This is a genomic window from Priestia filamentosa, assembly GCF_900177535.1.
GTDB classification, from domain to species: Bacteria; Bacillota; Bacilli; order Bacillales; family Bacillaceae_H; genus Bacillus_I; species Bacillus_I filamentosa.
The window spans coordinates 22,114-48,504 of record NZ_FXAJ01000003.1 but is presented as its reverse complement, the minus strand read 5'-3'; the positions used below and the strand labels follow the sequence as shown (position 1 = coordinate 48,504).

Below are 26,391 nucleotides of genomic sequence, written 5' to 3'. Positions count from 1 at the left end.
AAACAGAATACTGTCTTCGCTTTTTTGGTCTATTCTTTGAACCGATCTAGTCGGTGTAAGGCATTAATAAGTTGTTGAAGTTCTTCATCGCTGATTACTTCAAATTTCTCGGTTAAATACTTAAGTTTTTTATCTCCAAACTCCTTAAATATTTCTTCCCCTTTTTCTGTTAACACAATCTCAACAACGCGACGGTCATTTGGGGATCTCCGTCTTGTAATGTACTCTTTATCAATCATTGTATCGGTTACCGCTGTAATATGACTAGCAGATACACCAAGTGCTTTGGACAGCTCTGTTGCCTTTTTACCTCCGCCTTCTGATAAAAGACGTAAAATTGCAAATTCACTGCTTGTCATTTCCGATTGCAATAGATCGTTGATTTCATAGCGGATTTGTCGAAATACGCGACGCATTGATTTTTCTAAATCAACCATCATCGTATGACGTTCCATACAATCGCCTCCTCTTTTTCTTATCGTAAACTTGAAGCCCGCTTGTTACTAGCTACATCATACATCTAGTAACCATCGTTCTTTATTTAATTGTACCACTGTTATTACAATAATTCCTCTACTACTTACCAAAGGAGAAAATAAAAGACTTTTAAATAAAAAAAGACTTGATAGCAATGCAAGCTATCAAGCTACAAACTCCATAAGTTCATAAAGAGCGTCTTCCACCTTGGGAGTTTCTTATTTGCAATAAATCCTTCTTTCTTTTCTAACTGTTCCTCTACCATTGCCAAACGTTCTTCTAGCTCATATATCTTCTTTTGCAAATTCGTAATCTCAGTTCGGTGCTCTAGGACTTGGAAGGTAACAACTTCACCTGCTTTTTCTTCAATTCGACGATCATTTTCTGCGATTCTTCCCATCATACTTCCCATCTGTTTACACATCTCTTGAATTTGCGCTTCTACAGCATCAAAATCTGTAGAACTCTGAACGTGTCCTTTTCTAGCTGAAGAGCGCGGCTGAATGTTATGAGCTTCCCGGATTTGCTTAATATTCTCTTTTGAAATATCAAAATGACCGCGCTCGTTTTTAGCACAATCAATATTGTAATGCCGAATCCATTTTATAACGGTTTGAGAACTAACTCCAAGTTCACGTGCAGCTTCATGTGTCTTCATATCCGCTCACCCCTTCGTTTCTTCTCCTTACGAAACTACATTCGAGCGGAAATGATGAATCCCTTTCTGTTTGACAAAACTAGTATGAATTCGCCAAAAAAAGAAGAGATATTACAAAAAAGCCCCGCTACAAGGAGCAGGACTTTTTTGTAAATTATTGAGCAGATGTTGCTGGTGTTTCTTCACCAGTTGCTGGAGCTTCTGGTGTTGCCGGTGTTTCTTCACCAGTTGCTGGAGCTTCTGGTGTTGCCGGTGTTTCTTCACCAGTTGCTGGAACTTCTGGTGTTGCTGGCATAAAGTATTGCTCAAGTTCATCTGTTGTAATTAAATTTTCTTTCTTTGTATCAACTGTAAATTTCACATCTTTGTTTACAGACTTGTAGTTTGTTTTCGTATCGATTGCAAATGTACCGCCGCCATCTTCTGATTCAACGTTCATGTTTACTTTAACATTTGAAGACTTCGGAAGATTATCATTATATTTAGAAGAGAACGTAAAGTCCATTGAGACTTTGTCACCTTCTGGCTCAGCAGTCATAGAGAATTTGCCAGAATCAGATACAAGCTGGTCTCCATCAACTTCACTTGTTAATGTAAGACCGCTGAATTTTGCATTTGAATCATTTAACGCTTTATCAAACTCTTCACGCTCTTCAGCTGTTAAGTCTGCTTCTTTAAGGTAATTATCAATAAGACCTTTAACCTCTTTATCAGAGAAGTTAACTGTAATTTTCCCGTCTTCTTCTTTAAAATCATCTTCTGATTTATCTTTTAAAAGTTTTTCAAGTTCTTTACGCATATTTTCTTGAAGCTGTGCTGTGTCTTGAGAATTTTTCATTGCATCAAGTTCTTTTTGAAGCTCTGGATCGTCTTTTGCTAACTCATTAAGGTCAATAGAAATTGTTTTTCCTTTGAATTTGCTAATATCGATTCCAGATCCTTGTAGGAATGGCGAAATGTTATCAACAAGGCTATCTGCCTCAATATAGAATGTATTTGCTTTCTCATCAAAAAGCATTGGTACTTTAGCATCTAGAGCCATCATACCCATTTTTGCTTTAATGTTTAATACCACTTCTTGTTTCTTCGTTTTTTGATCATACTTCGTATCCATTGTTAAAGAAGAGTTTTTCAACACGTCAACTACTTGCTGCATCTCTGGATCAGACTCAGCTGCGTCAATTTTAATATCTTTGAAAGATAATTTTGTTGTCGCTTCAAAAGATTTAACCGTTTCCAGATTGCTGTATGCTTTTGTTAATTGTTCTCCTGGAGCGCTATTACACGCTGTTAAAGCGATTGCTGCTGTACCAAGTAAAGCTGTGTTTGTAATAAGTAATTTACGTTTTTTCATATAGTTCGAAGCTACTGCATATATATTGTAGCTTCTTACCTCCTCTCGATTTCCCAATCTCCATTTTGCACTACTTCTACTAAAACATAAAGACAAAATTAACGTCAATATTTTTTGGAAGAAATAGGTCTTATACTTCACAAAAATTTCTACTTATCTAGTTCTTTATTACCCTTGGTTAATATTGGAAAAACTTCAAATTAAAAACTTATCAGGAATTCTTATTCCAGAATTCTTCTCCAAAAGTAATAAACTTTCTGTACTGTACTTATATTTACGGGACAGAATTCATTCGGTTTCAAAAATATTTTTCTTTAAATTGGTCATTACTAATTACAAAAGAATGTTTTTCATATTTCTATTAGAAATATGAAAAACTCTTGCACTATACTCAAAAAACGAATATTATGGATGTTGTTTCATAAAAAATGTTCGTAATTTGGAGGTAAACATGTTTAAATTACAAGAAGCAAATACGAGCGTTCGTACAGAGCTATCAGCAGGGCTTACAACGTTCCTTACAATGGTATATATCGTAATTGTTAACCCTGTCGTATTATCAAGTGCAGGCGTTCCTTTTGAGCAAGTTTTTACAGCTACCATTATTTCAGCTGTAATTGGAACCCTTTGGATGGCCCTTGCAGCTAATTATCCTGTTGCAATTGCTCCAGGCATGGGTTTGAATGCTTATTTTGCTGTTATTTGCTCACAGGAAGGCATAACGTATACAACAGCGTTTTCTGCGGTATTTATCGCTGGTCTTATTTTTCTTATCCTTTCTCTAACTTCTTTTCGAGAAAAATTAATTGATGCAATTCCAGATAGTTTAAAAAACGCTATCACAACTGGAATTGGTCTTTTCATTGCTTTTATCGGTTTACGAAATGCTCACATCATTGTTGATGATCCAACAAACCTCGTAAAACTAGGAGATTTAACAGAACCAGGCACTTTCCTTACCATTGTTGGACTTGCCATTACGCTTCTTTTAATGGCATTACGTATAAATGCAGCCCTTTTCCTTGGAATGATTGCAACTGCAATTATTGCTCTGTGCACAGGGCAACTTTCATTTAAAGAGGGATTTTTCTCTTTCCCATCGTTACCAGAAGGACTTATTGTTTTTAATCCTATTACAGCACTGAACGATGTCATTACACACGGCCTTTATGCTGTTGTATTCTCTTTCTTGCTTGTTACGATTTTCGATACAACAGGCACAATGGTTGGCGTTGCTCAAAAAGCAGGACTTATGAAAGAGGGAAAAATGCCTCGCCTGCGTCAAGCACTTCTTTCTGATTCATTTGGAACAACATTTGGAGCGATGTTCGGTACAAGTCCAACAACAGCCTTTGTTGAATCATCTTCAGGAGTTGCTGCTGGAGGTCGTACAGGGCTAACAACACTAACTGTTGGCATTTTGTTCATTGTTGCTGCTTTCTTCAGTCCTCTTGTAGGAGCTGTTTCAGGAATTGCTGCGATTACATCACCTGCTTTAATTATTGTTGGAAGTTTAATGATGGAATCTGTTGCTAAGATTGAATGGAAAGAACTTGATGAAGCTTTTCCAGCCTTTCTTGTTATTTTAAGCATGCCTTTAACATCAAGCATTGCAACAGGTATTGCACTGGGGTTCATTTCTTATCCATTAATTAAACTAGTAAAAGGGAAAGGAAAAAATGTTCACCCTCTTGTTTATATTTTCGCCCTTTTATTCTTTATTCAACTTATGTTCTTTTCCCATTAAAAAAAGACAAACGAGCCGTTCTGCGGTCCGTTTGTCTTTTTTTATATAACCATTCATCTAAACTTCCACAGATAACAATTGTTTGACTACGCAAAACTCGGAAACACTTTTTCACTACAGCGACCAAACTAAATAAAAAAGCAGAGGATCCTCCGCCTTTTATTGGTCTAAAAAATTTTCTACAAATTCTTGATAGTTTCTTCTTGGATATGAACGATACATATTGCTAAGAAGGCGAATAGGATCGCCAAAAAAGAAACGTTCATACAATGTTTGACGTGTACCAAAAGCACTTAGAGTCATATCCCATGCGAGACGGAAGAGTTTGACACGTTCATATCCTCCTTTTGAGAAACTTTGCAAATAATAATTAAGCTTTTCTCCCATTTCAGAATCAAAATCAGCTTCTGTTGGAAGGGTAATAAGACCGCTCGCACCAAGCAATTCTACTATTTCAGTTAAGCGGGGATATGTGTTAGAAAAAAGAGTTACAGCAACATAGAGAGGATGTACGCTCGGAGCCATGATACCAAACTGATCCTTTTGAGCTTCTTTTTCTGATGTCAACAGCAATCCTCTCATTGTTTCTAAAGCAATCACAATTTCACTTATCTTAGCTTGCACGTGCTGATATTCACTAATATTAATAGTATCTACAATTGACTGTGCTACACCTAATGTAAATTCCAGCTTAACAACTTGACGGGATACAACTTGATGAAGAATAAGGGAAACATAGCTGCTTCTCAAAAAAAGACTTTCCGCTGCTTGTTTATCTTCGTAGAAAAAGAGATTTTCCCATGGAACTAAAACATTATTAAATATAACAATGGCATCAAGCTCATCAAAACGCGAACTCAATGGATAATTAAAAGAGGAAGAATGATAAGAAAATGGTTCTCTGCACAAGAACGTAAGTCCTTCTGTATTACTAGGAATCGAAAAAGCAAAAGCACCTTTTTCATCCAGTCCTTTTACACCCGTTGAAAAAACGAGAAGTTCATCCGTAAGACCGCCTTGTGTAGCAAGTAATCTTGCTCCTTTAAATAAAAGACCATCCTTTGTTTTCTTCACCGCCTGCGCTGCAATGGGCTCCTCTTCCCAATCCTCATAATAGAAAGAGCCTCTATTAACCTGTGGACTTACATATGTGTGTGTAAAAGATAAATCCAAATTCTTTGCTTTCTCATATAGCTGAACAAGGTTCTCACTGCCTTTTTTATGCTTCTTTTCAATTAATGACGCTCCTGAAGAAAAAGCCATAATAGCTGTGTTCATATAATCAGGGGCCCTTCCCATCATCCCACCTGATTTCCTAGCCCAAAGCTGTGTGGCATTTCTTCTCTTTTCTAAATCTTCCTTTGTTTTCGGTTTCATAAAAGATGTTCCGTACGTTATTCCTTGTTCAGTATGAGTAAGGACTGATTTATGCTCACCAGTTTGCATGTCATAAAGCGCCGCTTTGCTTTTTACAACTCCTTGAAAAGCACTGTGCTCACTAATGGCTCCTTTGACTTTTTCTCCTTTTACCCATACATCATTTTTTAACAGATTTAATCTTGTCACAAACTCTTTTCCATCTATGGTTCCCAAAGAAAATCGCTCCTCTTCTCTTTATGGTCTTTTATATCGTATTCACTCTTTTAAAAAAAGAAACAGGATATATAACCTAAATAAGATAGAGAGCATTTCAAACAAAAAAGATAGTCAAGAACCTATAAGTCTTTATCTTTAAAAGAAGAAAAATGATGAAGCAGACTTTATAAAAGTTCACTTATAAATATGTTTACCAAGTGAACATAAAAAAGAAGAACATCATTTAAAATCTGTTCTTCTTTTGGTTTATTTTCATCTTTTGATTCTTTTTAGAGCTTCTAAATCTTCCTCTACAGAAAATATTTTCTGCTCTACAATCGTTTTGCTGTCTTCAATTCCCTTGTTATAAAAATAAGCTCCGACATTTTCTTTTATAAAGTAAAAAACTGTTTCAGCGGCAAGTTCTCCGATCTCTTCTCCTCGTTCTTCTAGGAAAAAGCGTTGAATTTCATTAATCACTTCTGCCTTTTGTTCTTTTGATAATAAAATTTCCATACCGTGTAACCTCTCTTTTCTAGCTTTCTACTATGTTCTCTTCAATGTACCAGGAATCTCGTTTATTTAAAACATTCTTTTATAGTCATTTGTAGCAAATCCATAAGAGGGCCAAATGAATAATTAACATCAAGTCGTTCTGTCCACTGATGCGCGTCTCTCCCTCTAGGACCTAAGTTAAAGACAGGTACTTTAAACTGTTCTAGGTCAGAAAATGGGATATCATAGCCTTTCTTCCACAATGGCATGTTGTGAACGAGCGGCAAGAAAGTTTCTAATGCATGATCAAGTCCAACATAGCTAAGGTCTGAAATGCCTCCAAAGTAAAGCTGCTTATGAAACACTATCCCATACTTTTCTACACCTGTTTTTGTTAGTATTTGAACAAGTTTTTTTACAAGCGGATGATCATCTGTACATACAGCAGGATAGTATGGTGGTGCGAAAAAAAGAATAATCATTGGTGAAAGCTCTTTGCATAAAAGAGCAAGCTCATTCAAAATAGCCGTTGTTTGTTCTCTATGATCGAGAGAGGACGTCTCATGTTGTACCTTCTTAATTAAACTATCAACATGCTCCTTCCCGTAAGTATCCACTCCATATTTATAAAGTTTCTCATACGTAAAAACGTGAACATTTACAGACCTTGGAGTAGAAGATTGCATCATTCCATAGTGAAAAGCGCGATTATTATAGTGCTTCTCTACTTCACGAGCTGCTTGCTGAGCACTTTCTAATAGAGAAGAAACAAACTTATCCATTGGCTTCTTCATCACTAAGAAATTATAAAGAGATAGCGCTCTGTTTGGTGTTTGTGTTGAATACTCTTTCTTTAAATCTCCCTGAGACAAAATAGTTGGAGGAGGACTTACTTCCCCTTCAATCACCTCACAATAGTCTGTATTAAGCTCTAATGCTCTTGTAAGCTCACTAACAAGTAAATTAGCGTTAAGACCTGCAAAAGGCTCTCCAACATGACTTTCTTTTCCATAGCAAAAGAAACCTGGCAATACCTTTCCAATCGATCCAACATATAAATAATCTCTCGTATCACCAGGATAACGACTGAACATCGGTTCTCCATTCAAGACAAGAGAATATTGAAAACTGTGTTGTTTTGCAAGATCAAGCAAAACAGGTACTGCGCTTCTCATTCCTATCGAACTTACTTCTTCATCTGGAACAGATAAAAACAACAGATTTCCTTCAAATTCCCCATTTGACGCTCGTTCAATGAGAGACATTTGGGTCACCATTCCGCTTTTCATATCCATAATTCCACGTCCAAAAAGCCATTCTCCTCGATCTAAGTCTTGGCGGACTTCAAATGGTACAAGCTCACGCTGTCCATAAAATCGTTTTGTTAGTTCAATGGGGTTAAAGGCGGCATCTTTCCAAATCCCATATCCCTCAACTCCAACAACATCATGATGATTAACAAGAATAACCGTTTTATTTGTTTTTTGACCTTTTACAAATGCAGTTACAATAAATCTTCCGTCTTCCGTATCATGTAATTGAGCATAAGAAGGGTGTTTTCTGAAATATGGAAGCTGTAGAAACTTACGATGAATAAACTTGGCCATCTCTCCTTCTGCAGAGCTTCCAGTAATACTCGGAACGGACACAAGTTCACAAAGAAGGTCGATGAGCTGTTGTTTTGTTTGAAAGTAAGTTTGCCCTTTCATGTTCTCCCCCCTGTTCGACTTTTTAGAAAGCAATGTTTATGCTGCTATAATTAAGCCCATTCTCCGCTATCTTCCTTTTTACGTCAACCACTTTTTAAAGAAAGAAAACCAAATAAAAAGAGCAGCTCTTTCACTTGTAGGCTGCTCTTTTTTCTTATTTTGCTTCTAAATAGTCCAAGATGTGATCAATTAGTTCTTCACTACTTTGATCACTTCCATATTCAATGGAATAATCCATGAACGTCGCCCCTTCCTCAATTTACCTTTTATATAAGATAACACAGTTTTTGACTATTTAGGATGTATATTTTTTAAAAAATTTTGACAAATTCATTTTGTGCTACTCATAGTGTTCTTACAAACATCCTATAGAGGTAGTTTGCTCACTTTATTATACGTTATGAATACTAGATTTGTTCTCTCTTTCTAATAAGAGGCAAGCACTCTTTCTTTATGCTCAAATCCTACTCTCTGAAGCTTTTCTAAGAGAAGGTTAGACACTTTCTCATCATCACTTCTCTGTAGTTCCTTGTAATCAATAGCTACTGAATATGTACAGTCACAATCTTTAGCGATAATTTGAATAAATGTCTCAAGGGAATGAATATAAACTTCTGACACCACATTTTCTAAATTTTTTTCAACATAAGCCTTCCACTCGACATGTTTCATTTTATCTCTCTCCTTTTAATATACTTTTCGACAAAGGCAAAAGAAAAATGCCAATCGCTAAAAGCGATTGGCATCTTTTCTCTGCACATTTATCACTCAAAGCGTTTGCTTTGCTGGTAGTAGCACCTTGCATACGCAGGTTGCTGTGGAATCATTGAGCCAGTTCTCTTATCCACTCTTGATAAGTTGTATATTTTTCTATTGTTAATAAAGTTGACTGTCTTAATAAACAATATATGTTTGTGAATAATGGAATTATACCAACTATTCTTTATTTTGTAAATGAGCATTTTAAGGAAAAATGAAAGAACAGTTTGAGCATATGTGTCAATTTCCTGATATTATTAATAAGAAGTTATCGGTGTAACCTTGACCTTCACCTTAGTTTACATATACAATGAAAATTTGTAGAAAGGAGTTTCAATATGTATCATTTTAAAACAAAAAAGCATAGTTTCAATTACACGATTCACCAAGTTCAAAATACAACAAACGTTCAAATTTCAGTTTGCAAAGATGAAGGGGTTCTGCTTACTGTACCGAAAAGTTTCACAAAAAGCAACCTTCAATTTGTATTAGCTCGTAAAGCTGACTGGATTGCTGAGCAGCTAGGAGACGTTCAAACTTCTGAGGAAAATCATACTCAAGATGAAGAAAAGATAACAGAAGCAGAAAACGTTGTTAAATCTGATGAAAAGAAATCGTTTCAATCTGGAGAGCGTTTCTTTTACCTTGGACGTCAGTACCGTTTAAACATCGAAACAACTGAAGATACTCCATCTTTCGCTTTTAAATATTCAAAGTTCACAGCACAAATTCCAACAAGCTGGGATGAAGCAAAAACGAATGAAGAAATCTTTACTATGTTAAAAGAGTGGTACATAACAAAAGGCCATGATAAAACAAAAGATATTTTAAAAAGCCTTACCCCTCTTTTAACAAACGATGTAGCTTCTATCACATGGGAAGAATCGCCTAACCTGGTTTCTTACAACAACGGAGATGTAAAAGCAGATTGGCATTTGCTTATGGCTCCAATGGCAACAATTGAAGCTGTTATCGCCAAAGAAGTGGAACAAAATCCTTCTTCCCTTTTTGAAGACTATAATGAACGCTTAGAGTGGCTAAAAGAACATACGCTCTCTCTATAAATTAAAGAAGTAGTAAAACTGAAATGGTTTCATACTTATAGTTGAGGGTATAAACATAAAAATACTGATACTGATCCATTTAAAAAGGAGAGTTTTTTATGAAAGGACAACGCTATTTTATTTTAGCTCTTGTTTTTGCTCTTATCGTTGCTATTTTAGCTATTGTAAATGATGAACCCGTTCAGTTTAACTACGTATTTGGTACACAAGACTGGCCACTAATTCTCGTTATTCTTGGCTCTGCCGTATTTGGTGGCGTTGTAGCTGTATCATTAAGTTTGGTTAAAATCATTCGTCTTCAGAGTCAAATCCGTCAACTTCAAAAAAATGGAGCATCAGTACCTCCTTCTGTTGAAGCTGACAAAGACAATACAACAGCCGCAAAAAAGAAAGAAAAAGAATTATCTTCTTCTGAAAATAAAAATGTTGGTATAAAGAGCAGGCTAAATAAATAAAGATGTAGAAGGTTAGTACAGGGAAATGTACTAGCCTTCTTTTTGTTGCATAGCATCCAACTATCTTTATTAAAAGGAGCGAATTGTAGCTTGACAAAAAGTACAAAAAGCGAACTTTGGTCTTATGTAAAAACCATCATATTAGCTATTATTTTATCCTTTTTTATTCAACATTTCTTCTTCCAACCTTATACAGTAAAAGGGGATTCAATGCTACCTAACTTACAAGATGGAAACAAAATTGTGGTCAATAAAGTAAACTATAAGTATGGAAAGCCCCAGCGATCAGATCTCGTCGTTTTAAAATCTCCCGAGCACAAGGAAGAATATCTTGTAAAGCGGATCGTTGGCCTGCCGGGTGAAAATATCTCGTTCAAAAACGATGTTCTTTATGTAAATGGACAAAAAACAGCCGAACCTTATTTAAACAAAGCAAAGCAAGAAAAATTACCATATGAACAAGTAACGAATGATTTCACCCTAAAAGAAATAGTAGGCCTAGCTAAGATTCCTAAAGACTATGTACTTGTATTAGGCGATAATCGTCCTATAAGCAATGATGGCCGCCATTTTGGGCTTATTAAAATCGACAATATTGTTGGAGAAGTGAACATGAGATATTGGCCACTGAATGAGATCACTTTTATGCATTAACGCTCACCTCCTTGTTTTTTTACATAACTGTAATATTATTTTGATACCGAATTTACGTTTTTCCTTTATACTAAAAGTAGCAAAAGCAATTAGAGCAAGGAGGAATTTTAATGCTACTTTTCCGCTCCCTTATTGCGTTTTTAGTAATCTGTTTTCTGACTGCTTAGCTTCCTGAAAACGGCTCTATTCCAATGAAAAACACCTTATTTACGAAATTAAAAATAAGCTCTATATAAAGAAAGCCATTCAATATGAATGGTTTTTTTCTTCTATATATTGTTTCCATTTTCCCCATACCAAATATGAAAAAATCGATATAATACAGCAAAGGAGATGATTATTATTCAAAATTTACCTTTTTATTCTTATGAAGAAGCTTTATCAAAAGTTCAGACAGGCGATATCTTACTTTGCTCTGGTCATTATATAATAAGTCGTCTCATTGGATTTTTTTCACGTTCTTCTTTCAGTCATGTTGGGGTTATTGTCAAATGGGAAGATCGTATTCTAGTAATGGAAAGTGTTGAGGATGATGGTGTACGTATTGTGCCCCTCTCTCACTACTTTAAAAATTACGAAAATAAAAATGAAAGCTATAGAGGCAAACTATTTATCGCTAGACATGATGAATTTATGAGCAATAACGTCTCAGAAGAAGAGCAAAAGAAACTAATTGATAAAGGGATTTCCCTTCTAAATAGACACTATGATAAATTTGAAATTCTAAAAATTCTACTTCGTATTGTATTTAAAGTTCCTAACTATAAACAAAACAACCAATATATTTGCTCTGAGCATATTGATATCCTTTACAAAGAAGCAAATATTACCCTTGCCCCATTACAGAGTCGCCCTCTTTTTCCAGAGCATATTGTGAAAGATAAAAGTATTACATTTCTCTTTCGCCTTCTGTAAAAGAAAATAAATTCCTTTTTCTTCCCTACTCTTTTATAATAAAGAGTGAGTAGAGTAGCGGGAGGAATAACTAGATGCAGTATTGACGTAATGAAGGTTTTCGCTTTCAATTCAAAAAACCGGTAAAAGGGCTTTTTTCCATTATTCGGCGGAATGGTAAACAGGTGCAAAGCAGAAGCGGCAGCATCACAGCTATTGACATAAGCCCAAGCGGACTACTCCTTCAATCTCCATTAGAACTTCCTATTGAAACTAATCAAAAAATTGAAATTAACGTTTCCTTCACAATAAATAGTACTAAGCTTTCTTACAATGGGACAATCCTTTGGAAAAGACCTGTTCAAGAAAGTTTTCAATATGGCATTTTACTTAAAAATGAGGAAGATGAACGCCAAGAAATTATTAATGAAATTAAACTTTATCAAAAACGCTTAAAAAAATAGTAGTGGACAAAGCTAAAAGTTTTGCTCATTACTATTTTTTGATTTTTCTGTTTATTAATTGGTCTATAAGGCTAAATAACAAGAAAGGCAATTGAAAGGAGAAAGGAGAAATGGTCAAAAATCAGGCGAACACAAAAATGAAAAAAGCAACGATAGCTACTGCTATGGGAAACGTTGTAGAATGGTATGAGTATGGCGTATATAGCTACACAGCAGGAATTATCGGTACTCAGTTCTTCCCTTCTGGCAGCACAACAACTGCCTTTTTATATGCTTTTGCTCTTTTTGCAATTTCCTTCTTTTTTAGACCGCTTGGTGGTATTATTTTCGGGTCTATTGGAGATCGATTAGGTCGAAAAAAGATTTTGACAATAACAATCGTTCTTATGTCACTTTCAACAGCAGCTATTGGAATTATTCCTAGTTATGAATCATTTGGAATGGGGGCTACTATTTTGTTAGTTGTAATGCGAATGGTTCAAGGTCTAGCTGCAGGGGGAGAATATGGAGCAGCTACCGTTTTTATGACAGAATCTGCTCCATACAAAAAAAGAGGTTTATTTACAAGTTTCCTTGAATCTGGTGTACTTTTTGGTTATATCATTGGAGCAAGCTCTGTTGCTCTTCTTACCTCCATCTTAAGTGCAGATGCTATGAATCTATGGGGGTGGCGCCTCCCGTTTATCTTATCTCTACCTTTAGCTTTAATTGGTATGTATTTACGTACAAAAGTAGATGACACACCCGTTTTTTCTAAATTACAGAAGGAAGATTCTTTATCCAAAAAACCGTTTAAAGAAATGTTCTCAACTGCTCGGAAACCTCTCTTGACAACTTTTTGCTGTATTGCTTTTGCAAATGGAGCATACTACACCCTTTTAACTTATCTCCCTTCTTATTTTGAAACCGAAATTGGACTTTCGGCAAGTAGTTCCTTACTTATAACAATCATCGGAATGATCTTTATGATTTTTCTTATTCCCTTTATTGGCGTTTTAAGCGATCATTTTGGACGCAAACTTTTTATGTTTTTATCAAGCATCCTAGCTATCATAAGTGCTGTGCCTATTTTTTGGCTCATCAGGGATGGAGGAAACTTCGGACCTCTCTTTGGCTTTTTATTATTAGGAATTCTTGTTTCGCTTTTCGTTGGTGCTCAGCCTTCAGCTCTTCCGCCTTTATTTCCAAGTCGGGTTCGCAACAGCGGATATTCGTTTTCGTATAATATCTCCACAGCTATATTCGGAGGAGGAGCACCTTTTATTATTACAGCTCTTACTTCCTTATCTCAAAGTTCGCTTACTCCTTCCTTCTTTCTTGTAGGAGTTGCTATTATAGCCGTGATTGGGCTTTTATTTGTTCCTGAAACAGCCAAAAAGCCAATTCACCAAGATGGTATTGACAATAGCACATAAAAAAAGGAACCCAGAGCCTGGGTTCCTTTTTTACTCAACAACTCGATTTACAACACTGTTAACATCCTGTCTCGTCATCTTTTCTTTTCCTTCTTCTAATGCTTGAAGTGTAGCCTTTGCAAGAGCAAGTGGAATTTTACAAAAATCTAGAATTGGCCCAGATTTGATTGCTTTTGTATACTCCTCACCAAGCTTTAAATTGCGACGAGCATATGCAAACATATCTGCGACTTCCCAACCTTCTGGAAAGAAATCAATGCCGCCCCTTTGTAAATCTTCACTTCTATTTCTTAGAATGTTCACTGACTGCAGCCCACGTCCAAACCCGATTGCTAGATCTTTATCTGTTTCGATATCAGAATGCCACTTCCAAATGTCTGAAAGCATAACGCCAACCAAGCCTGCTACATAGTACGTATAGTCATCTAAGTCTTGTTCACTTTTAATCTCCCAATCTTTCAAAGCCCAATCAGCCATTCCTTCTCCCATAATGGCCGTTGCATCTAGCACTTGATCTACAACATTTTTAGGACAATATTCAATCCAGTCTGCTAACCTAAGTGTAACTTCAGGAAGAATATTTTGATAAGGAGCGAAAAGCTTTGCTAATTCTTCTTTAGAAACACCCTTTCGTAAAAGAGAACTTACAGAACGAAGCAGTGTTGCTTTTGCTTTCTTTTCCAATTCAGGGTGATCTTCAATTTCATCAATTGCTCTCATACATAAGTAGGCAGAGCCGACAGCTTCTTTTAAACCTTCTGACAAGTACGTAATTGGAATAAAAAAGGTACGGCTCGTCTCCTTAAGCATTTCAATCGCATCTTTATGTAAACGTATGTTTTCACTCATCTTTAATTATCTCCCTTTCTCAATATGCTCCATTCTCTCTATTGTATCATTTATAGGTGAACAGATTAACAAACATTTATTATCTTTATGCATCATCTGCTATTCTTTAGAACGATCGTCTCCTTTAACCTTGATTCCTTTATTAAGAAGCTTTGCTGTCAATACCCCCATTAAGAGAGTATTGCTCATAAAACCTGTCATCATTTCAAGAGAAGCAACAGCATTTGAAACAATATGTGATGATGAGACATCGCCATATCCTGTTGTTGTAAATGTTGTAATGCTATAGTAAAGAAAATCTTCACCTGTAAGATACGTTCCCGAAAAGGTTCGCCCACCTTTTAGATAATAAATTTGCAAATAAATATCTGCATACGTAATAATCATTAATAAAATCACTAATGCTGAACCAATAAAAATGCTAGGGAGCGGTTCATTAGTTTTTGGAATAAGAATGGCAAATTCAGCAAGTAAAAAAAGACATAATCCTAAAAGCAAAAGAAAAAATATTAATAAACTAGTCCCCCAAAAACCGGGTGGAACCTTTATAAATGAATTTAAGATAAGTAAAGCTAATGCTACAATATTAAGGATAAAATAAAGCCACAGTTTTTTCCGATTGAACTCCCGCTTCATAAATAGTTTTCTTATCATATACATCCTCAACTATATACTTTTTTTTGTATCTTTTCCTACTTTTCTTTTTTTATGCAAAACAGCAACTTTAGACAATGACGAAAAGCCCTCTGATGAGCGTTATCAGAGGACTTTTCCATGAGAAATGAGAAGGTTTAAACCTGCAGTGTTACGTAATGTAGGAAATAAGTAGAAGATTTTTCTTACGTCTAACTCGTGCATTGGCTCCGCCTTCGCCATATGCCATGGTAGCCACGCATGCTACCCAACCTATAACCATTATATTTGAAAACGCTTTCAAAGTAAAGAATAATTTTTTGCTAAAAAGCAAATTTCGTATCATTTCCTTCACTCTTGGCCTTTAATGTACGTATTTATTACATAATTTTGTTTTTAACAATAACATTTTTAACATTTTTTATCTTTTTAGCTTTTTCACCTTTTATTACGTACAGTGAAATTACCGCGGCAATATATGCAAAAGCTTTTGCACTGAAGGAGTTTAGCAGTGGAGAACAACAAATTTCAAACGTTAAAAGAAGAATATGATCCAATGATTCATTCTATCTTACACAAGTTACACATCAAATTGGATTATGAAGAGTATTATCAAACTGCTCTTATCGGCCTTTGGTATGCAACAAATCGATTTGAAAAAAAAAAGGAAATTTTTCAACATTTGCTTACACGACAATACGTGGGGAAGTGTTAAAGATACTTTATAAACAAAGCCTCCTTCTACAGCGAAGCGTCCAAATGGAACACGATACTCTAGAACTGATAGCAGAACCTGCTCAAGATCAGATTCTTCAAAAACTTCTCCTTGCCGAATACTGTACATGCCTAACCCCTCGTGAGAAAGTTTATGTTGAAGAGAGGATTATAAACGATAGGAGCTTTGAAGATATTGCATCCCGCTATAATGTTTCCCCTCAAACTGTAAAAACATGGGGAAAGCTTGCCAAAAGAAAGCTTCGAAATAAATATAAAAAATAATCAAATAAGAGTACAGGTCTTTTTATTCTACAAAAAGCCCGTACTCTTGTTCTGACTCAAAAAGAATTTCTCTATACCCTGCATAACTCATCACATGGCGAAGTTCTAATGAGGAAATGATGGCCCCATTTAGCCTAAAAGAGGGAGATGTCCTTCCATATTCATATTCTATATTTTCACTTTTAATCATCACTGCTGCTCCACCTAAAATATACTCTTCTACTTCTTTTACATCTAGTCTTTGAAATGTATAGTCTTTCTTCTCGTTTTGAATCCAATATGTATAAATTCCATTTGCAACCTCTTCACCTATCTTATATGTCCATTCTTCATCATCGTCCAACATTTGAACCCAAAGTGTACTATAAGCATCTAGTTCATCATGAAATTTCTTTTTAGATGCTCTATAAAGACAAAATTCTGATGCATATTCTATAGGGATTCGAGCTCGAAGCCGATGAACTTCTTTTTGTTTCATGTCTAAGATCGCTTCTATTACTTCTCTTTTTCTTTCTTTTATCACTTTTTGACTAATGTTCATTTCTTTTCCTCCTTTTCACTGTATAGACCATCAACATATAAAGAAGAAATAGTTTGTGAAATTTCTTCCACACTTCCATGATGTTCATTTTGAACGATTTCCCATAAATACATTTCATTCATAAAAAACCAGCCTTTTGCAACAATATGTGCCTTCACATCACTTCGTGCTAAATGATGTTCCTGAACGTAAAGAATGTCTTTTGATATGCCTTCAATAAACTGTTTTCGGATATCTTTCCACTGATGTGCAATAACATCTGACATACCAATAGCTTCTTGAAAAACTCTCATAATCCCTCGCTCTGTTTCAGCCATCTTGAGAAAACGATATGCTTGTTTTTCGATAATTTCTTTAGCTTCTTGTTTTGTTTTTGGAAAAAAAGGCATTTCTGCAATTTCATAAAATTGAGTCATTACTTCCTCTATTAACACAGAAAGCAACGCTTCTTTTCCATTAAAATGAACATATGCTGTTCCATATCCTACTTTTGCTCTTTTTATTACTTGTGAAATTGTCGTTTTTTGAAATCCTTCCTGCAAAAATATATATTTTGACGCTTCTAAAATTTTTTGGCGTGTAACAAGCGATCGAAGATGACGCTTATCTTCTATTTCATACTCTTTCATCGTACTTTCCTCCTCTTTCTATTAGCATATAAGTTTCACAAATAAAAGAAAAGTATAGGAAGCTCAAAAATAAAATAACTTTTCTGAAAATTAAATTGACATCGTGTCATATTGTTGATATGATTTCTAAAAATAATGTAGCAAGGAGATTGATTAATCATGCCTTTCTCTTCGTTTCAACCCACACTCGAATATGCTAAAAACCTTGACGAACAGGATATTCTAGCTTCTTTTAGACAAGAATTCTATTTAAAGGAAGACTCTATTTATATGGATGGAAATTCATTGGGTCTTCTCTCTAAAAGAGCTGAGAGAACTCTTTTGGAAGTTGTTAATGATTGGAAGAACTTAGGGATTGATGGTTGGTCATCAGGCAAGCATCCTTGGTTTACATTATCAGAAAACCTCGGTAAAAAACTTGCTCCACTCATAGGTGCCTCTGCTGAAGAAGTGATTGTAACAGGCTCAACAACCGTTAACCTTCATCAGTTGCTCTCTACATTTTATCATCCAAAAGGAACACGAACTAAAATCTTAGCTGATGAACTTAATTTCCCTTCCGATATTTACGCTATTCAAAGTCAACTGCGTACACATGGTTATGACCCTGAAACACATCTTATTAGAGTAAAAAGCAGAGACGGTCGTTTTTTATATACTGAAGACATTATCGAATTGATGACTGAGGATATTGCAATTATGATTCTCCCTACTGTCCTATATCGAAGCGGCCAAATTCTAGATATGAAGACATTAACAAAAGAAGCTCATAAACGCGGCATTTTAGTTGGATTTGATGCTTGTCACTCTATTGGTGCTATTCCTCATCTTTTCAATAAATGGGACATTGATTTTGCCTATTGGTGTAATTATAAACATCTTAATGGCGGACCAGGAGCTGTTGGAGGTTTATATGTAAATCATAAACATCTTGGCACTTCTCCAGGTCTTGCTGGTTGGTTTAGTTCTAATAAAGAAAAACAGTTTGATATGGAGCATACATTGACACCAGCTGACACAGCTAGCGCTTACCAGATTGGCACTCCTCACCTGCTAAGCCTCGCCCCTTTAATTGGGTCTCTTGAAATCTTCCATGAAGCTGGTATTGAAAAGATTCGTGAAAAGTCGGTAGCCATGACAGACTACCTTATCAAACTCGTAAATCATTATTTATTACCCTTTTCTTTCACTATGGGAAGTCCTGAAAATGCTAATGAACGCGGAGGTCATCTAAGTCTTGAGCATAAAGAAGCCGCTCGCATTTGTAAATCCCTTAAAGAATACAGCATCATACCTGACTTTAGGTCACCAAATATCATTCGTCTTGCTCCTGTTGCGCTCTATACCTCCTATGAAGAAATATGGAATGTTGTTCAAACATTAAAAGAAATTATGCAAAAAGAGCATTATAAACAATATAAAAATGAACGTGAAATTATTGCTTAATATCAATTGCTGAATTTCATAGGAGGAATGAAAAATATGACGTCAAAAAACAATTCTCGCCCAGAGCAAAATATTCAAACTGACTTTCAAAAGGAAATGTCTTATGGTGACTATCTTCATCTTCATAAAATCTTAGATAGTCAGCAAAGACTTTCTGGTCATCACGACGAAATGTTATTTATTATTATTCATCAGACAAGTGAACTATGGATGAAGCTTATTTTGCACGAAGTGAAGGCCGCTATTAGCTGCATACGCAATGATAATTTAGAAGCCTCTTTCAAAATGCTTTCTCGTGTTTCTCGTATTCAACAACAGCTCATTCAATCTTGGAACATCCTCTCGACTTTAACACCTGCTGAATATATGGAATTTAGAGACGATCTTGGAAAGTCTTCTGGATTTCAATCATACCAAAATCGGCTTATTGAATTTTCTTTAGGAAACAAAAATGCTCATACTCTAGCTGTCTATAAACATGATAAAAACCTTTTCAATCAAATGCAGCAAGCACTTCATGAGCCAAGTATATATGATGAAGCAGTCAAAGCTATGTTTAGGCGTGGCTTACCAATTAACGAGCAATGTCTGAACAGAGACTATTCCGAACAATATGAGCCAAATGAAAGCATCGAATTGGCTTGGCTTGAAGTTTATCGCAATGTTAACCAATATTGGGATTTATATGAGCTAGCTGAAAAGCTAGTTGACATTGGAAGCCAACAGCAATTGTGGCGCTTCAATCATGTGACAACAGTTGAGAGAATTATCGGTCATAAAACTGGAACAGGAGGGTCTTCTGGGGTAACGTACTTAAAAAGAGCACTTGATCAGCATTTCTTCCCTGAACTGTGGAGCCTTCGCACAAAAATTTAGAAGATGGAGGATTTGTTATGTGGATAGATGTTTCACAGCGCCTTGATAACAATATAGCTGTATGGCCAGGAGATACCCCTTTTTCATACGAAGTGGATGTATCAAAAGAAGAAAGTGGGTCCGTTAATATCGGCAAACTAACTTTGAGCACTCATACAGGCACTCATATTGATGCACCTTTTCATTTTGATAATGAAGGGAAAAAAGTAATAGATTTAGACATTAACTTATATATTGGTTCTGCAGTTGTTGTTCACTTACCAAATCGGCAATTAATACAAAAAGAAGAATTAGAAAAATTAAATTTAGATAATGTAACACGACTCCTAATCCGTACTGATGCATGGCAGAATCGTACTGTCTATCCAGAAGAAATTCCAACGCTTGAGTCAGAAGCCATTGAATATCTCGCTAGTATAGGAGTGCTTCTTATTGGTTTTGACTTGCCTTCTGTGGATCATATGGAAAGTAAAACACTGCCTAATCACCATAAGCTAGCAAGCTCCGGTATTCATATTTTAGAAGGACTCGTATTGGATGATATTCCTTATGGACACTATCAGCTTATCGCCCTTCCCCTCCCTCTGGTAGAAGGAGACGGTAGCCCTGTGCGTGCCTTATTAAAAAAAGAGAAAAAGTAGAGTTCTGAAGGGATAGGAAATAGAATTTTTTCTTTTCCTATCCCTTTGTTTCTGCACTAACTCCCCTCACATTTTCAATTCACTAGAGATTCTAAAGATTAAAAGAAGCCACTTATCCAACTAGTTTAGATCATTCACTCCCCGTTTGTTTTTAACTGAGAATTCCGAAGATTACTTCTATCATTGTACGCTATTATTAATGAGCGTAATCATTACCCAAATGAAGATATTCGTACTGATTACTTCTTGAATCGTATTAAAACCGATAGAGTAATAACTCTACCGTTTTTTTATTCTCTCAAAAAACATAGCCAAGAGAAATAAGTTGTGAGAATATGAAGAGATTAAAAAATTCAAGGAAGGAATTTTATGAATGAAAAAGAGCCTGTTTTTTATCGTATTAATCGCCCTTATTATTAGTATTATTATCATTTCAAATAAGCGCCAATCTTCCTCAGCTGAAACACACAGCTTATATGTTTCAGCTGAGGGAGATGATCATAATAAAGGAACAAAAGCTCATCCTTTTAAAACGTTTCAAAAAGCAAGCGAGGAAGCAACAAAAGGAACAACGGTCTTTATTCGAGGTGGGACATATAAAGAGGCCTTAAAGATTAAACATAGTGGTACATCTACATCTCCTATCGTATTTCGCCCTTATAAAAAAGAACGCGTCATTTTGGATGGCAGTGATATTCCCGAGAAAGAAGAAGAAACAGCACTAGTTAAAATTCAAGATAAGAGCTACATAACGATTCAAGGTCTTGAGATTTGCAACTTATCTACTTCTCTCACAAATCAAATTCCTATGGGAGTTTATATTGCTGGGGAAGGAACAGGAATTAAACTGCTATTTAACAAAGTTCACCATATAGGAACAACAGGACAAGATGGCAATGCTCACGGTATTGCAGTTTATGGAACAAAAGAGATTACAAACCTTACTATTAAAGAAAACTTACTAGAACATCTAACACTTGGATCAAGTGAATCACTTGCATTAAATGGAAACGTTTCAAACTTCTCTGTTTCAAACAATACAGTAAGATATTCTGATAATATTGGCATTGATTTAATTGGCTATGAAGGAACTGCCAAAAAACATGACTATGTAAGAAACGGAAAAATCGAAAATAATATTGTGCATCATATTTCAAGTTATGGTAATCCTGCTTATGGTGAGGATTATGCAGCTGGTGGAATTTATATTGATGGAGGACATCATCTTACAGTCAACAACAACGTCGTTTACAAAAGCGATATTGGCATTGAAGCTACTTCAGAGCATAAAGGGAAAGATGCTCAGGATATTACGATTTCTTATAATACCCTATATAATAATGACTACACAGGAATCTCTATTGGTGGATATGACAAGAAACGTGGAGGTACTAAAAACTCTTTAATCACTCACAATGTTTTATATAAGAACGACCTTAAAGAATTAGGCGGTGGGCAACTTCTTCTTCAATATAATACGAAAGGCAATAAGATTGAGAACAATGTCTTTTCAGCAAGTTCTTCAGGTATTTTTATTAGCAATGATTTTAAAGAAAATAAAAACAATCATTTGAGTCGTAACGTATATGACTCTAGAATTGGTGAGGATGCTATTTGGACTTGGAAGAAGAAAGAAGTTTATTCTCTTTCCCAATTTAAAAGGCTAACAAATAGCGATGCAAAGTCCATTTTCACTAATCCTCATTATAAGGATGAAAAAGGATTTAACTTTTCACTTAAAAAAGGAACAAAAGCAGATCTCCTTATCCATTAGAAAAACGGACACAAAAATTGTGTCCGTTTTTTAGCTTTCCTATTTTTCTATTTTCGTGTACGCATAAATGGCATCTCTTAAAAACTCAGCTAATCCATCACCATGTTGATCATAGTATTGCTTAAATCGCTCATCTGATACATACATCTCACCAAGACCTCTATGAGCTTCCTTACTATAGCTATTCCAGTAATAAAGAAGCCATTTTTTATGGAGCTCTGCTGCTTTTAATGCATTTTCATTCTGCGGGTCGCCTTCTTCAAACGCTTTTTTTAATTTTTCGAACATTTCCTTCTCAGTAGCCGTTAGTTCTTTATATTGCTCTTCTGTCATATTTAGTACTTTTTGATTTGAATGTTCTACTTCCTTTCCTCCATACTTTTGACGAATTTCTTTTCCATATTTTCTCTCATTCTCTTCAACAAGCTCTTTTTTAAATCCTTCAAACTTCTCTTTGTCATTCATCTTCTCATTTCGCTCCTCTGCATATATTGTTTTTTCTACATTTTGAATAAGTTTGTTTATCCGTTCTTTTTCTTCAAGAAGCCCAAGATGGTGTTCTTTTAATGCTTTGTAACGATCAAAAGCTGGAGAAACTACAATCTCTTTAATCTTTTCCAAATGAAGACCTAGCTCTCTATAAAATAGGATTTGCTGCAGTTGATTGATTTCATGTTCCCCATAAATTCGATATCCTGAGGAATTTATGCGCGCTGGTTTCAAAAGATTAATTTCATCATAATATCGAAGTGTTCTTGCACTTACACCAGCTAAGCGGGCTAACTTTTGAACGGTATATTCCATTTCTTCTCCCTCCTTGCAAATTAACGATACACTTTGACGTTGCGTGAATGTCAAAGTATTTTATATAAAAAAAGAAGAAACGATGAACGTTTCTTCTTTCATACTCTTTATTTATAACTTACCTGTTAAAAACTGCGCTTCACCCATTCCGAAGCTCCAGTCTGCATCTCCATTAGTTACAATTGAAACCATAATATCTTCTGGACGAATTCCACAGCTTTCATGAAGTTCTTGTGCTAAAAGTTTATATAACTTTTGTTTTTGCTCTTCTGTGCGTTCTTTACTTGTAACTGTAATAACAACAAGGTCGTGGCTACGTTCGAATCCTAACCCTGTATCTTGAATAATCAATTCATGTGGTGGATGTTGATGGACAATTTGATAACGATCGCGCTCAGGTACGCCAAATGCTTCTAACATAGCACGATGAGCTGCATCGAGTAGATTTTTTAAACTTTGTTCATCTCTTCCTTCAATAACGTCAAATTTAAGTAATGGCATTGTAAACCTCCTATATGTTTGTCCCATGATGAAAGATGTTCCACATATAAAAACGAAAGTGTTTCTAACTAACAGAACTTCCCTCTTTATCTACTATTCTAACCTCATCCCTTACTATCCTTCTTTCTTTTAAAAGGAATTTATTTTTCGTTAAATAAGCTATTAAAAATGTCTTTTTTAACGTATTCAGCTTCACACTTGTAAAAAAGTACAAAATACACATTCTTTATACCTATATAAACTTCTTTCTTTTTTAGGAAGTCTTGTAATATAATAAAAAAGAATTTGTTTCTACCTATAGGAAAGATGAGGGCTTAACACATAATGGAAAGCAGAGCAAAGAAGAAACCAAAGAAAAAAAGAACGCTTTTAAAGACAATCATCATTATTTTTATTCTTCTGATTTTAGGCGGACTTGGATTTGCTTATTATATGTACCATTCACTTGCAAATACACTTGATGGCACACATCAAGCACTACATCGTAAAGTTTCTGAGAAACGAGATGAAGGTGTAAAATTTTCTGAAAAAGATCCACTCTCTATTCTTTTACTAGGGGTAGATGAGCGTGAAGGTGACAGAGGTCGCTCAGATTCCATGATTTTAATGACGGTGAACCCTGATACAAAATCAATGAAAATGGTCAGCATTCCGCGCGACACAAGAACTGAGATTATTGGCCATGGTACAACAGATAAGATTAACCATGCTTATGCTTATGGTGGGGTTAATATGGCCGTTGATACAGTTGAAAACTTTTTAGATGTTCCTGTTGATTATTATGTACAAGTGAATATGGAAAGTTTCAAAGATATCGTTGATGCTGTAGGAGGAGTAACGGTAAATAACTCCCTTGATTTTACGTATGATGGGGTTCATTTCAAAAAAGGGCAAATTTCTCTAAATGGTGAAGAAGCATTAAAATTCTCACGCATGCGTTATGAAGATCCACGTGGTGACTTTGGACGCCAAGAACGTCAGCGTCAAATCATTCAAGCAGTAATTAAAAAAGGAGCTAGTTTTAATACCCTTGCCAACTATGGAGATATTCTAGATACTATCGGAAAAAATATTAAAACGAACTTAACCTTTGATGATATGAAAGATATCCAAAGCAACTACAAGGAAGCTAGACACAGCTTAGAACAGCTTCAAGTAAGTGGAGAAGGACAAAAAGTAGACGGCGTTTACTACTACGTTGTTCCAGAGACAGAACGTGAAAAGCTTGCAACAGAACTCAAAGAACACTTGAATATTAAATAATAAAAGGAAGATCTCTTTTCTAGAGATCTTTTTTATTATTTAGCATACAAAGATTTTTAAAAAGTAGTTTAATAAATAAATAATAGGGTATATTGTCATACTGGAATAAACCTTATCTCACTTTATCGTAATGATTGTATGACATTTGTAGAGACAGTGGTGATAAATCACGTGAATGAGGAATCACGCTTGAATGTGCCGAAGGAAAGGCCCGGATTTCTGATGTGGAAAGTAACTGGAGCTTGGCAGAGACTAATTACGAAAAAACTTAGTCCCTTTAATTTAACTCATGTGCAGTTCATTCTGCTATCTGCGAATGAATTTTTAAGTGCGCATGGAGAAAATGTAACGCAAAAAAAGCTTTCAGATTTTACTGGAACGAATATTATGATGGTATCTGATGTAGTAAGAACGCTTCAGACAAAAGGACTTATTATCCGTTCAAAGAACCCATCTGACAAACGTGAGATGATCTTGTCTACAACAAAGCAAGGGACTCAAAAAGTAAAAGATGTTTTGCCTATTGTAGAAGCTGTTGATGAAGAGTTTTTTGGTAACATCAATAACGAACAAGAAACACTCATAGCCATGCTCTCTTCTCTTCTTGAAGGGGAAAGAGAAAAAGATCAGGTAAAGCTGAGATGAGATATTCCATAACAAAGGGAAGCCCCTTGCAACATGGCAAGGGGCTTTTTATTTCTTAATTGTTAGATATACACTACATTTGTTATATTACTCTTACTAACAACCTCAACTCTTTTACATTGATGAAAGTTTTTAATGATTATGCATCCCAAATGACATTACCCAAACAGAACCCGCTACAATAATAATAGCTGTAAAAAAGGCATGAACCATGTTGCTAACTTGCACAGTTCCATATCCTTCTCTTACATGCATGAACAGTACAAGTTGCATTCCCGCTTGTAAAAAGGCCAACAGTAACATAAGAGAAAGAACCATTTTGTCTTGAAAACCAGACCTAAAGGCTACCCATACTGTCAAAAGTGTTAGAACGATTGATAACACAAAACCAACTACAAGTTTCCAAGGAAAACGCTCATGACTCTCTTGTATATTTTCTTTTTCATTCACAGTTACAACACCATCCCTGATAAGTAAACTAGCGTAAAGATAAACAACCAAACAATATCTAAAAAATGCCAGTAAAGACCAATTATAAAGACTTTACGAGCTGTTCTCGGTGTAAATCCACGTTGTGTTAATTGGATTAAAATAAGCGTTAACCAACCAATTCCAAGCGTTACATGAAGTCCATGTGTTCCAACGAGCACAAAAAATCCAGATAGGAAGGCGCTTGTCTTAATTGATACACCTTCAAGGGCAATGTATTCATGAAATTCATAAATTTCACATCCTAAAAAACCAAGTCCAAGCAACATCGTGAGTAACAACCAAACCATCATTTTCTTCATCTTCTGAGCACGTAAATAATGAATAGCCATACTTCCTGTAAAGCTGCTTGTTAACAAGAGAAATGTCATAATCAGAACAATTTCCGGCTTAAATAACTCAGCAGAAGTGGGACCATCTGCAGGACGTGAATGTAACACTAAATATGTCGCAAATAAAGTTGAAAATAATACAACCTCAGCTCCAAGGAAGATCCAAAAGCCTAGGATCGTCATCCGATCTTCGGCTTTTGAATATTCAAGTGGGACATTCTTGTCATGTATTTGTGTAGACTCTGCCAT

The 26,391-nt window shown here is 35.5% G+C and carries 30 protein-coding genes and 1 riboswitch; of the genes, 15 read left to right on the top strand and 15 right to left on the bottom strand.

What is annotated here, in order from left to right; genetic code table 11:
* Window positions 1-29: 29 nt before the first annotated feature.
* The 3 genes from B9N79_RS13770 to B9N79_RS13760 form a co-directional block, all read right to left on the bottom strand.
* The gene (locus B9N79_RS13770) at window positions 30-455 is read right to left on the bottom strand and encodes a MarR family winged helix-turn-helix transcriptional regulator (protein ID WP_019392873.1); all 426 of its coding nucleotides are present in this window, start codon (window positions 453-455) and stop codon (window positions 30-32) included.
* 191 nt (window positions 456-646) lie between these two features.
* Window positions 647-1,135, bottom strand: a complete 489-nt coding sequence (locus B9N79_RS13765; protein ID WP_040058315.1) for a MerR family transcriptional regulator — start codon at window positions 1,133-1,135, stop codon at window positions 647-649.
* Window positions 1,136-1,289: 154 nt separating this feature from the next.
* A complete protein-coding gene (locus B9N79_RS13760; protein WP_139814838.1) occupies window positions 1,290-2,489 on the bottom strand; it encodes a hypothetical protein in 1,200 nt (399 codons plus the stop codon).
* A 451-nt stretch (window positions 2,490-2,940) separates the two neighbouring features.
* Here B9N79_RS13760 and B9N79_RS13755 point away from each other — a divergent pair, with 451 nt between their 5' ends.
* Window positions 2,941-4,236, top strand: a complete 1,296-nt coding sequence (locus tag B9N79_RS13755) for an NCS2 family permease (RefSeq protein WP_040058317.1) — start codon at window positions 2,941-2,943, stop codon at window positions 4,234-4,236.
* Window positions 4,237-4,395: 159 nt separating this feature from the next.
* Here B9N79_RS13755 and hpaB read toward each other — a convergent pair whose 3' ends face one another.
* The 4 genes from hpaB to B9N79_RS13735 all read right to left on the bottom strand — a co-directional run bounded on the left by hpaB (window position 4,396) and on the right by B9N79_RS13735 (window position 8,687).
* The gene (hpaB, locus tag B9N79_RS13750; protein WP_040058318.1) at window positions 4,396-5,829 is read right to left on the bottom strand and encodes a 4-hydroxyphenylacetate 3-monooxygenase, oxygenase component; all 1,434 of its coding nucleotides are present in this window, start codon (window positions 5,827-5,829) and stop codon (window positions 4,396-4,398) included.
* A gap of 255 nt (window positions 5,830-6,084) precedes the next feature.
* Window positions 6,085-6,327 carry a DUF2164 domain-containing protein gene (locus tag B9N79_RS13745; RefSeq protein ID WP_019392868.1) on the bottom strand — a complete coding sequence of 81 codons (243 nt, stop codon included), beginning with the start codon at window positions 6,325-6,327 and terminating at the stop codon, window positions 6,085-6,087.
* Between the two features lie 62 nt (window positions 6,328-6,389).
* A complete protein-coding gene (locus B9N79_RS13740; RefSeq protein ID WP_040058319.1) occupies window positions 6,390-8,015 on the bottom strand; it encodes a M20/M25/M40 family metallo-hydrolase in 1,626 nt (541 codons plus the stop codon).
* Between the two features lie 426 nt (window positions 8,016-8,441).
* Window positions 8,442-8,687 (bottom strand): hypothetical protein, encoded by a 246-nt coding sequence (locus tag B9N79_RS13735; RefSeq protein ID WP_019392866.1) that lies wholly within the window; start codon window positions 8,685-8,687, stop codon window positions 8,442-8,444.
* A gap of 86 nt (window positions 8,688-8,773) precedes the next feature.
* Window positions 8,774-8,875, bottom strand: a riboswitch (SAM riboswitch).
* Between the two features lie 237 nt (window positions 8,876-9,112).
* Here B9N79_RS13735 and B9N79_RS13730 point away from each other — a divergent pair.
* The 6 genes from B9N79_RS13730 to B9N79_RS13705 all read left to right on the top strand — a co-directional run bounded on the left by B9N79_RS13730 (window position 9,113) and on the right by B9N79_RS13705 (window position 13,720).
* Window positions 9,113-9,838, top strand: coding sequence for a YgjP-like metallopeptidase domain-containing protein (locus tag B9N79_RS13730; protein ID WP_040058320.1), 726 nt, complete (start codon window positions 9,113-9,115; stop codon window positions 9,836-9,838).
* 98 nt (window positions 9,839-9,936) lie between these two features.
* On the top strand, window positions 9,937-10,293 hold the full coding sequence (locus B9N79_RS13725; protein WP_040058321.1) for a LapA family protein: 357 nt from the start codon (window positions 9,937-9,939) through the stop codon (window positions 10,291-10,293).
* Window positions 10,294-10,383: 90 nt separating this feature from the next.
* Entirely contained in the window at window positions 10,384-10,947 is a 564-nt protein-coding gene (gene lepB, locus B9N79_RS13720) for a signal peptidase I (RefSeq protein WP_040058322.1), read from the top strand.
* Window positions 10,948-11,280: 333 nt separating this feature from the next.
* On the top strand, window positions 11,281-11,862 hold the full coding sequence (locus tag B9N79_RS13715; RefSeq protein ID WP_019392862.1) for a YiiX/YebB-like N1pC/P60 family cysteine hydrolase: 582 nt from the start codon (window positions 11,281-11,283) through the stop codon (window positions 11,860-11,862).
* Window positions 11,863-12,026: 164 nt separating this feature from the next.
* Window positions 12,027-12,305, top strand: coding sequence for a PilZ domain-containing protein (locus tag B9N79_RS13710; RefSeq protein WP_040058323.1), 279 nt, complete (start codon window positions 12,027-12,029; stop codon window positions 12,303-12,305).
* 110 nt (window positions 12,306-12,415) lie between these two features.
* Window positions 12,416-13,720, top strand: a complete 1,305-nt coding sequence (locus B9N79_RS13705) for an MFS transporter (RefSeq protein ID WP_046216747.1) — start codon at window positions 12,416-12,418, stop codon at window positions 13,718-13,720.
* A 30-nt stretch (window positions 13,721-13,750) separates the two neighbouring features.
* Here B9N79_RS13705 and B9N79_RS13700 read toward each other — a convergent pair whose 3' ends face one another.
* A complete protein-coding gene (locus B9N79_RS13700; protein WP_040058324.1) occupies window positions 13,751-14,569 on the bottom strand; it encodes a squalene/phytoene synthase family protein in 819 nt (272 codons plus the stop codon).
* A gap of 99 nt (window positions 14,570-14,668) precedes the next feature.
* A complete protein-coding gene (locus B9N79_RS13695; RefSeq protein WP_019392858.1) occupies window positions 14,669-15,223 on the bottom strand; it encodes an ion channel in 555 nt (184 codons plus the stop codon).
* Between the two features lie 490 nt (window positions 15,224-15,713).
* On the opposite strand from B9N79_RS13695, the gene B9N79_RS13690 reads away from it, so the two are divergent.
* Together B9N79_RS13690 and B9N79_RS13685 are read left to right on the top strand one after the other, a co-directional pair.
* The gene (locus B9N79_RS13690; RefSeq protein ID WP_048896710.1) at window positions 15,714-15,917 is read left to right on the top strand and encodes a sigma factor; all 204 of its coding nucleotides are present in this window, start codon (window positions 15,714-15,716) and stop codon (window positions 15,915-15,917) included.
* Window positions 15,911-16,201, top strand: coding sequence for a sigma factor-like helix-turn-helix DNA-binding protein (locus B9N79_RS13685; protein ID WP_048896709.1), 291 nt, complete (start codon window positions 15,911-15,913; stop codon window positions 16,199-16,201). Before B9N79_RS13690 ends, B9N79_RS13685 begins: the two co-directional genes overlap by 7 nt.
* Window positions 16,202-16,223: 22 nt before the next feature.
* On the opposite strand, the gene B9N79_RS13680 is transcribed toward B9N79_RS13685, so the two are convergent.
* Together B9N79_RS13680 and B9N79_RS13675 are read right to left on the bottom strand one after the other, a co-directional pair.
* Window positions 16,224-16,742: a hypothetical protein gene (locus tag B9N79_RS13680; protein WP_040058327.1), complete on the bottom strand. Its 519-nt coding sequence runs from the start codon at window positions 16,740-16,742 to the stop codon at window positions 16,224-16,226.
* Complete coding sequence (locus tag B9N79_RS13675) at window positions 16,739-17,371, bottom strand: TetR/AcrR family transcriptional regulator (protein WP_019392854.1); 633 nt, start codon at window positions 17,369-17,371, stop codon at window positions 16,739-16,741. The genes B9N79_RS13680 and B9N79_RS13675 overlap by 4 nt, the downstream gene beginning before the upstream one ends.
* A gap of 159 nt (window positions 17,372-17,530) precedes the next feature.
* On the opposite strand from B9N79_RS13675, the gene kynU reads away from it, so the two are divergent.
* The 4 genes from kynU to B9N79_RS13655 all read left to right on the top strand — a co-directional run bounded on the left by kynU (window position 17,531) and on the right by B9N79_RS13655 (window position 22,108).
* Window positions 17,531-18,817, top strand: coding sequence for a kynureninase (kynU, locus tag B9N79_RS13670; RefSeq protein WP_040058328.1), 1,287 nt, complete (start codon window positions 17,531-17,533; stop codon window positions 18,815-18,817).
* Between the two features lie 36 nt (window positions 18,818-18,853).
* Entirely contained in the window at window positions 18,854-19,693 is an 840-nt protein-coding gene (kynA, locus tag B9N79_RS13665) for a tryptophan 2,3-dioxygenase (protein WP_019392852.1), read from the top strand.
* A gap of 17 nt (window positions 19,694-19,710) precedes the next feature.
* Complete coding sequence (gene kynB / locus B9N79_RS13660; RefSeq protein ID WP_040058329.1) at window positions 19,711-20,334, top strand: arylformamidase; 624 nt, start codon at window positions 19,711-19,713, stop codon at window positions 20,332-20,334.
* 373 nt (window positions 20,335-20,707) lie between these two features.
* On the top strand, window positions 20,708-22,108 hold the full coding sequence (locus tag B9N79_RS13655; RefSeq protein ID WP_046216745.1) for a DUF1565 domain-containing protein: 1,401 nt from the start codon (window positions 20,708-20,710) through the stop codon (window positions 22,106-22,108).
* Between the two features lie 39 nt (window positions 22,109-22,147).
* Here the strand turns inward: B9N79_RS13655 and B9N79_RS13650 are convergent, their stop codons facing one another.
* Together B9N79_RS13650 and B9N79_RS13645 are read right to left on the bottom strand one after the other, a co-directional pair.
* A complete protein-coding gene (locus tag B9N79_RS13650; RefSeq protein WP_040058331.1) occupies window positions 22,148-22,912 on the bottom strand; it encodes a MerR family transcriptional regulator in 765 nt (254 codons plus the stop codon).
* Window positions 22,913-23,023: 111 nt separating this feature from the next.
* Entirely contained in the window at window positions 23,024-23,413 is a 390-nt protein-coding gene (locus B9N79_RS13645; RefSeq protein WP_040058332.1) for a tautomerase family protein, read from the bottom strand.
* Window positions 23,414-23,737: 324 nt separating this feature from the next.
* Between B9N79_RS13645 and tagU the strand changes: the two genes are divergently transcribed.
* Together tagU and B9N79_RS13635 are read left to right on the top strand one after the other, a co-directional pair.
* A complete protein-coding gene (tagU, locus tag B9N79_RS13640) occupies window positions 23,738-24,676 on the top strand; it encodes a polyisoprenyl-teichoic acid--peptidoglycan teichoic acid transferase TagU (protein ID WP_040058333.1) in 939 nt (312 codons plus the stop codon).
* A gap of 171 nt (window positions 24,677-24,847) precedes the next feature.
* Entirely contained in the window at window positions 24,848-25,321 is a 474-nt protein-coding gene (locus B9N79_RS13635; RefSeq protein ID WP_040058334.1) for a MarR family winged helix-turn-helix transcriptional regulator, read from the top strand.
* Between the two features lie 132 nt (window positions 25,322-25,453).
* Here B9N79_RS13635 and qoxD read toward each other — a convergent pair whose 3' ends face one another.
* Together qoxD and qoxC are read right to left on the bottom strand one after the other, a co-directional pair.
* Entirely contained in the window at window positions 25,454-25,771 is a 318-nt protein-coding gene (gene qoxD / locus B9N79_RS13630) for a cytochrome aa3 quinol oxidase subunit IV (protein ID WP_019392845.1), read from the bottom strand.
* A 2-nt stretch (window positions 25,772-25,773) separates the two neighbouring features.
* Window positions 25,774-26,391, bottom strand: coding sequence for a cytochrome aa3 quinol oxidase subunit III (gene qoxC / locus B9N79_RS13625; RefSeq protein WP_019392844.1), 618 nt, complete (start codon window positions 26,389-26,391; stop codon window positions 25,774-25,776).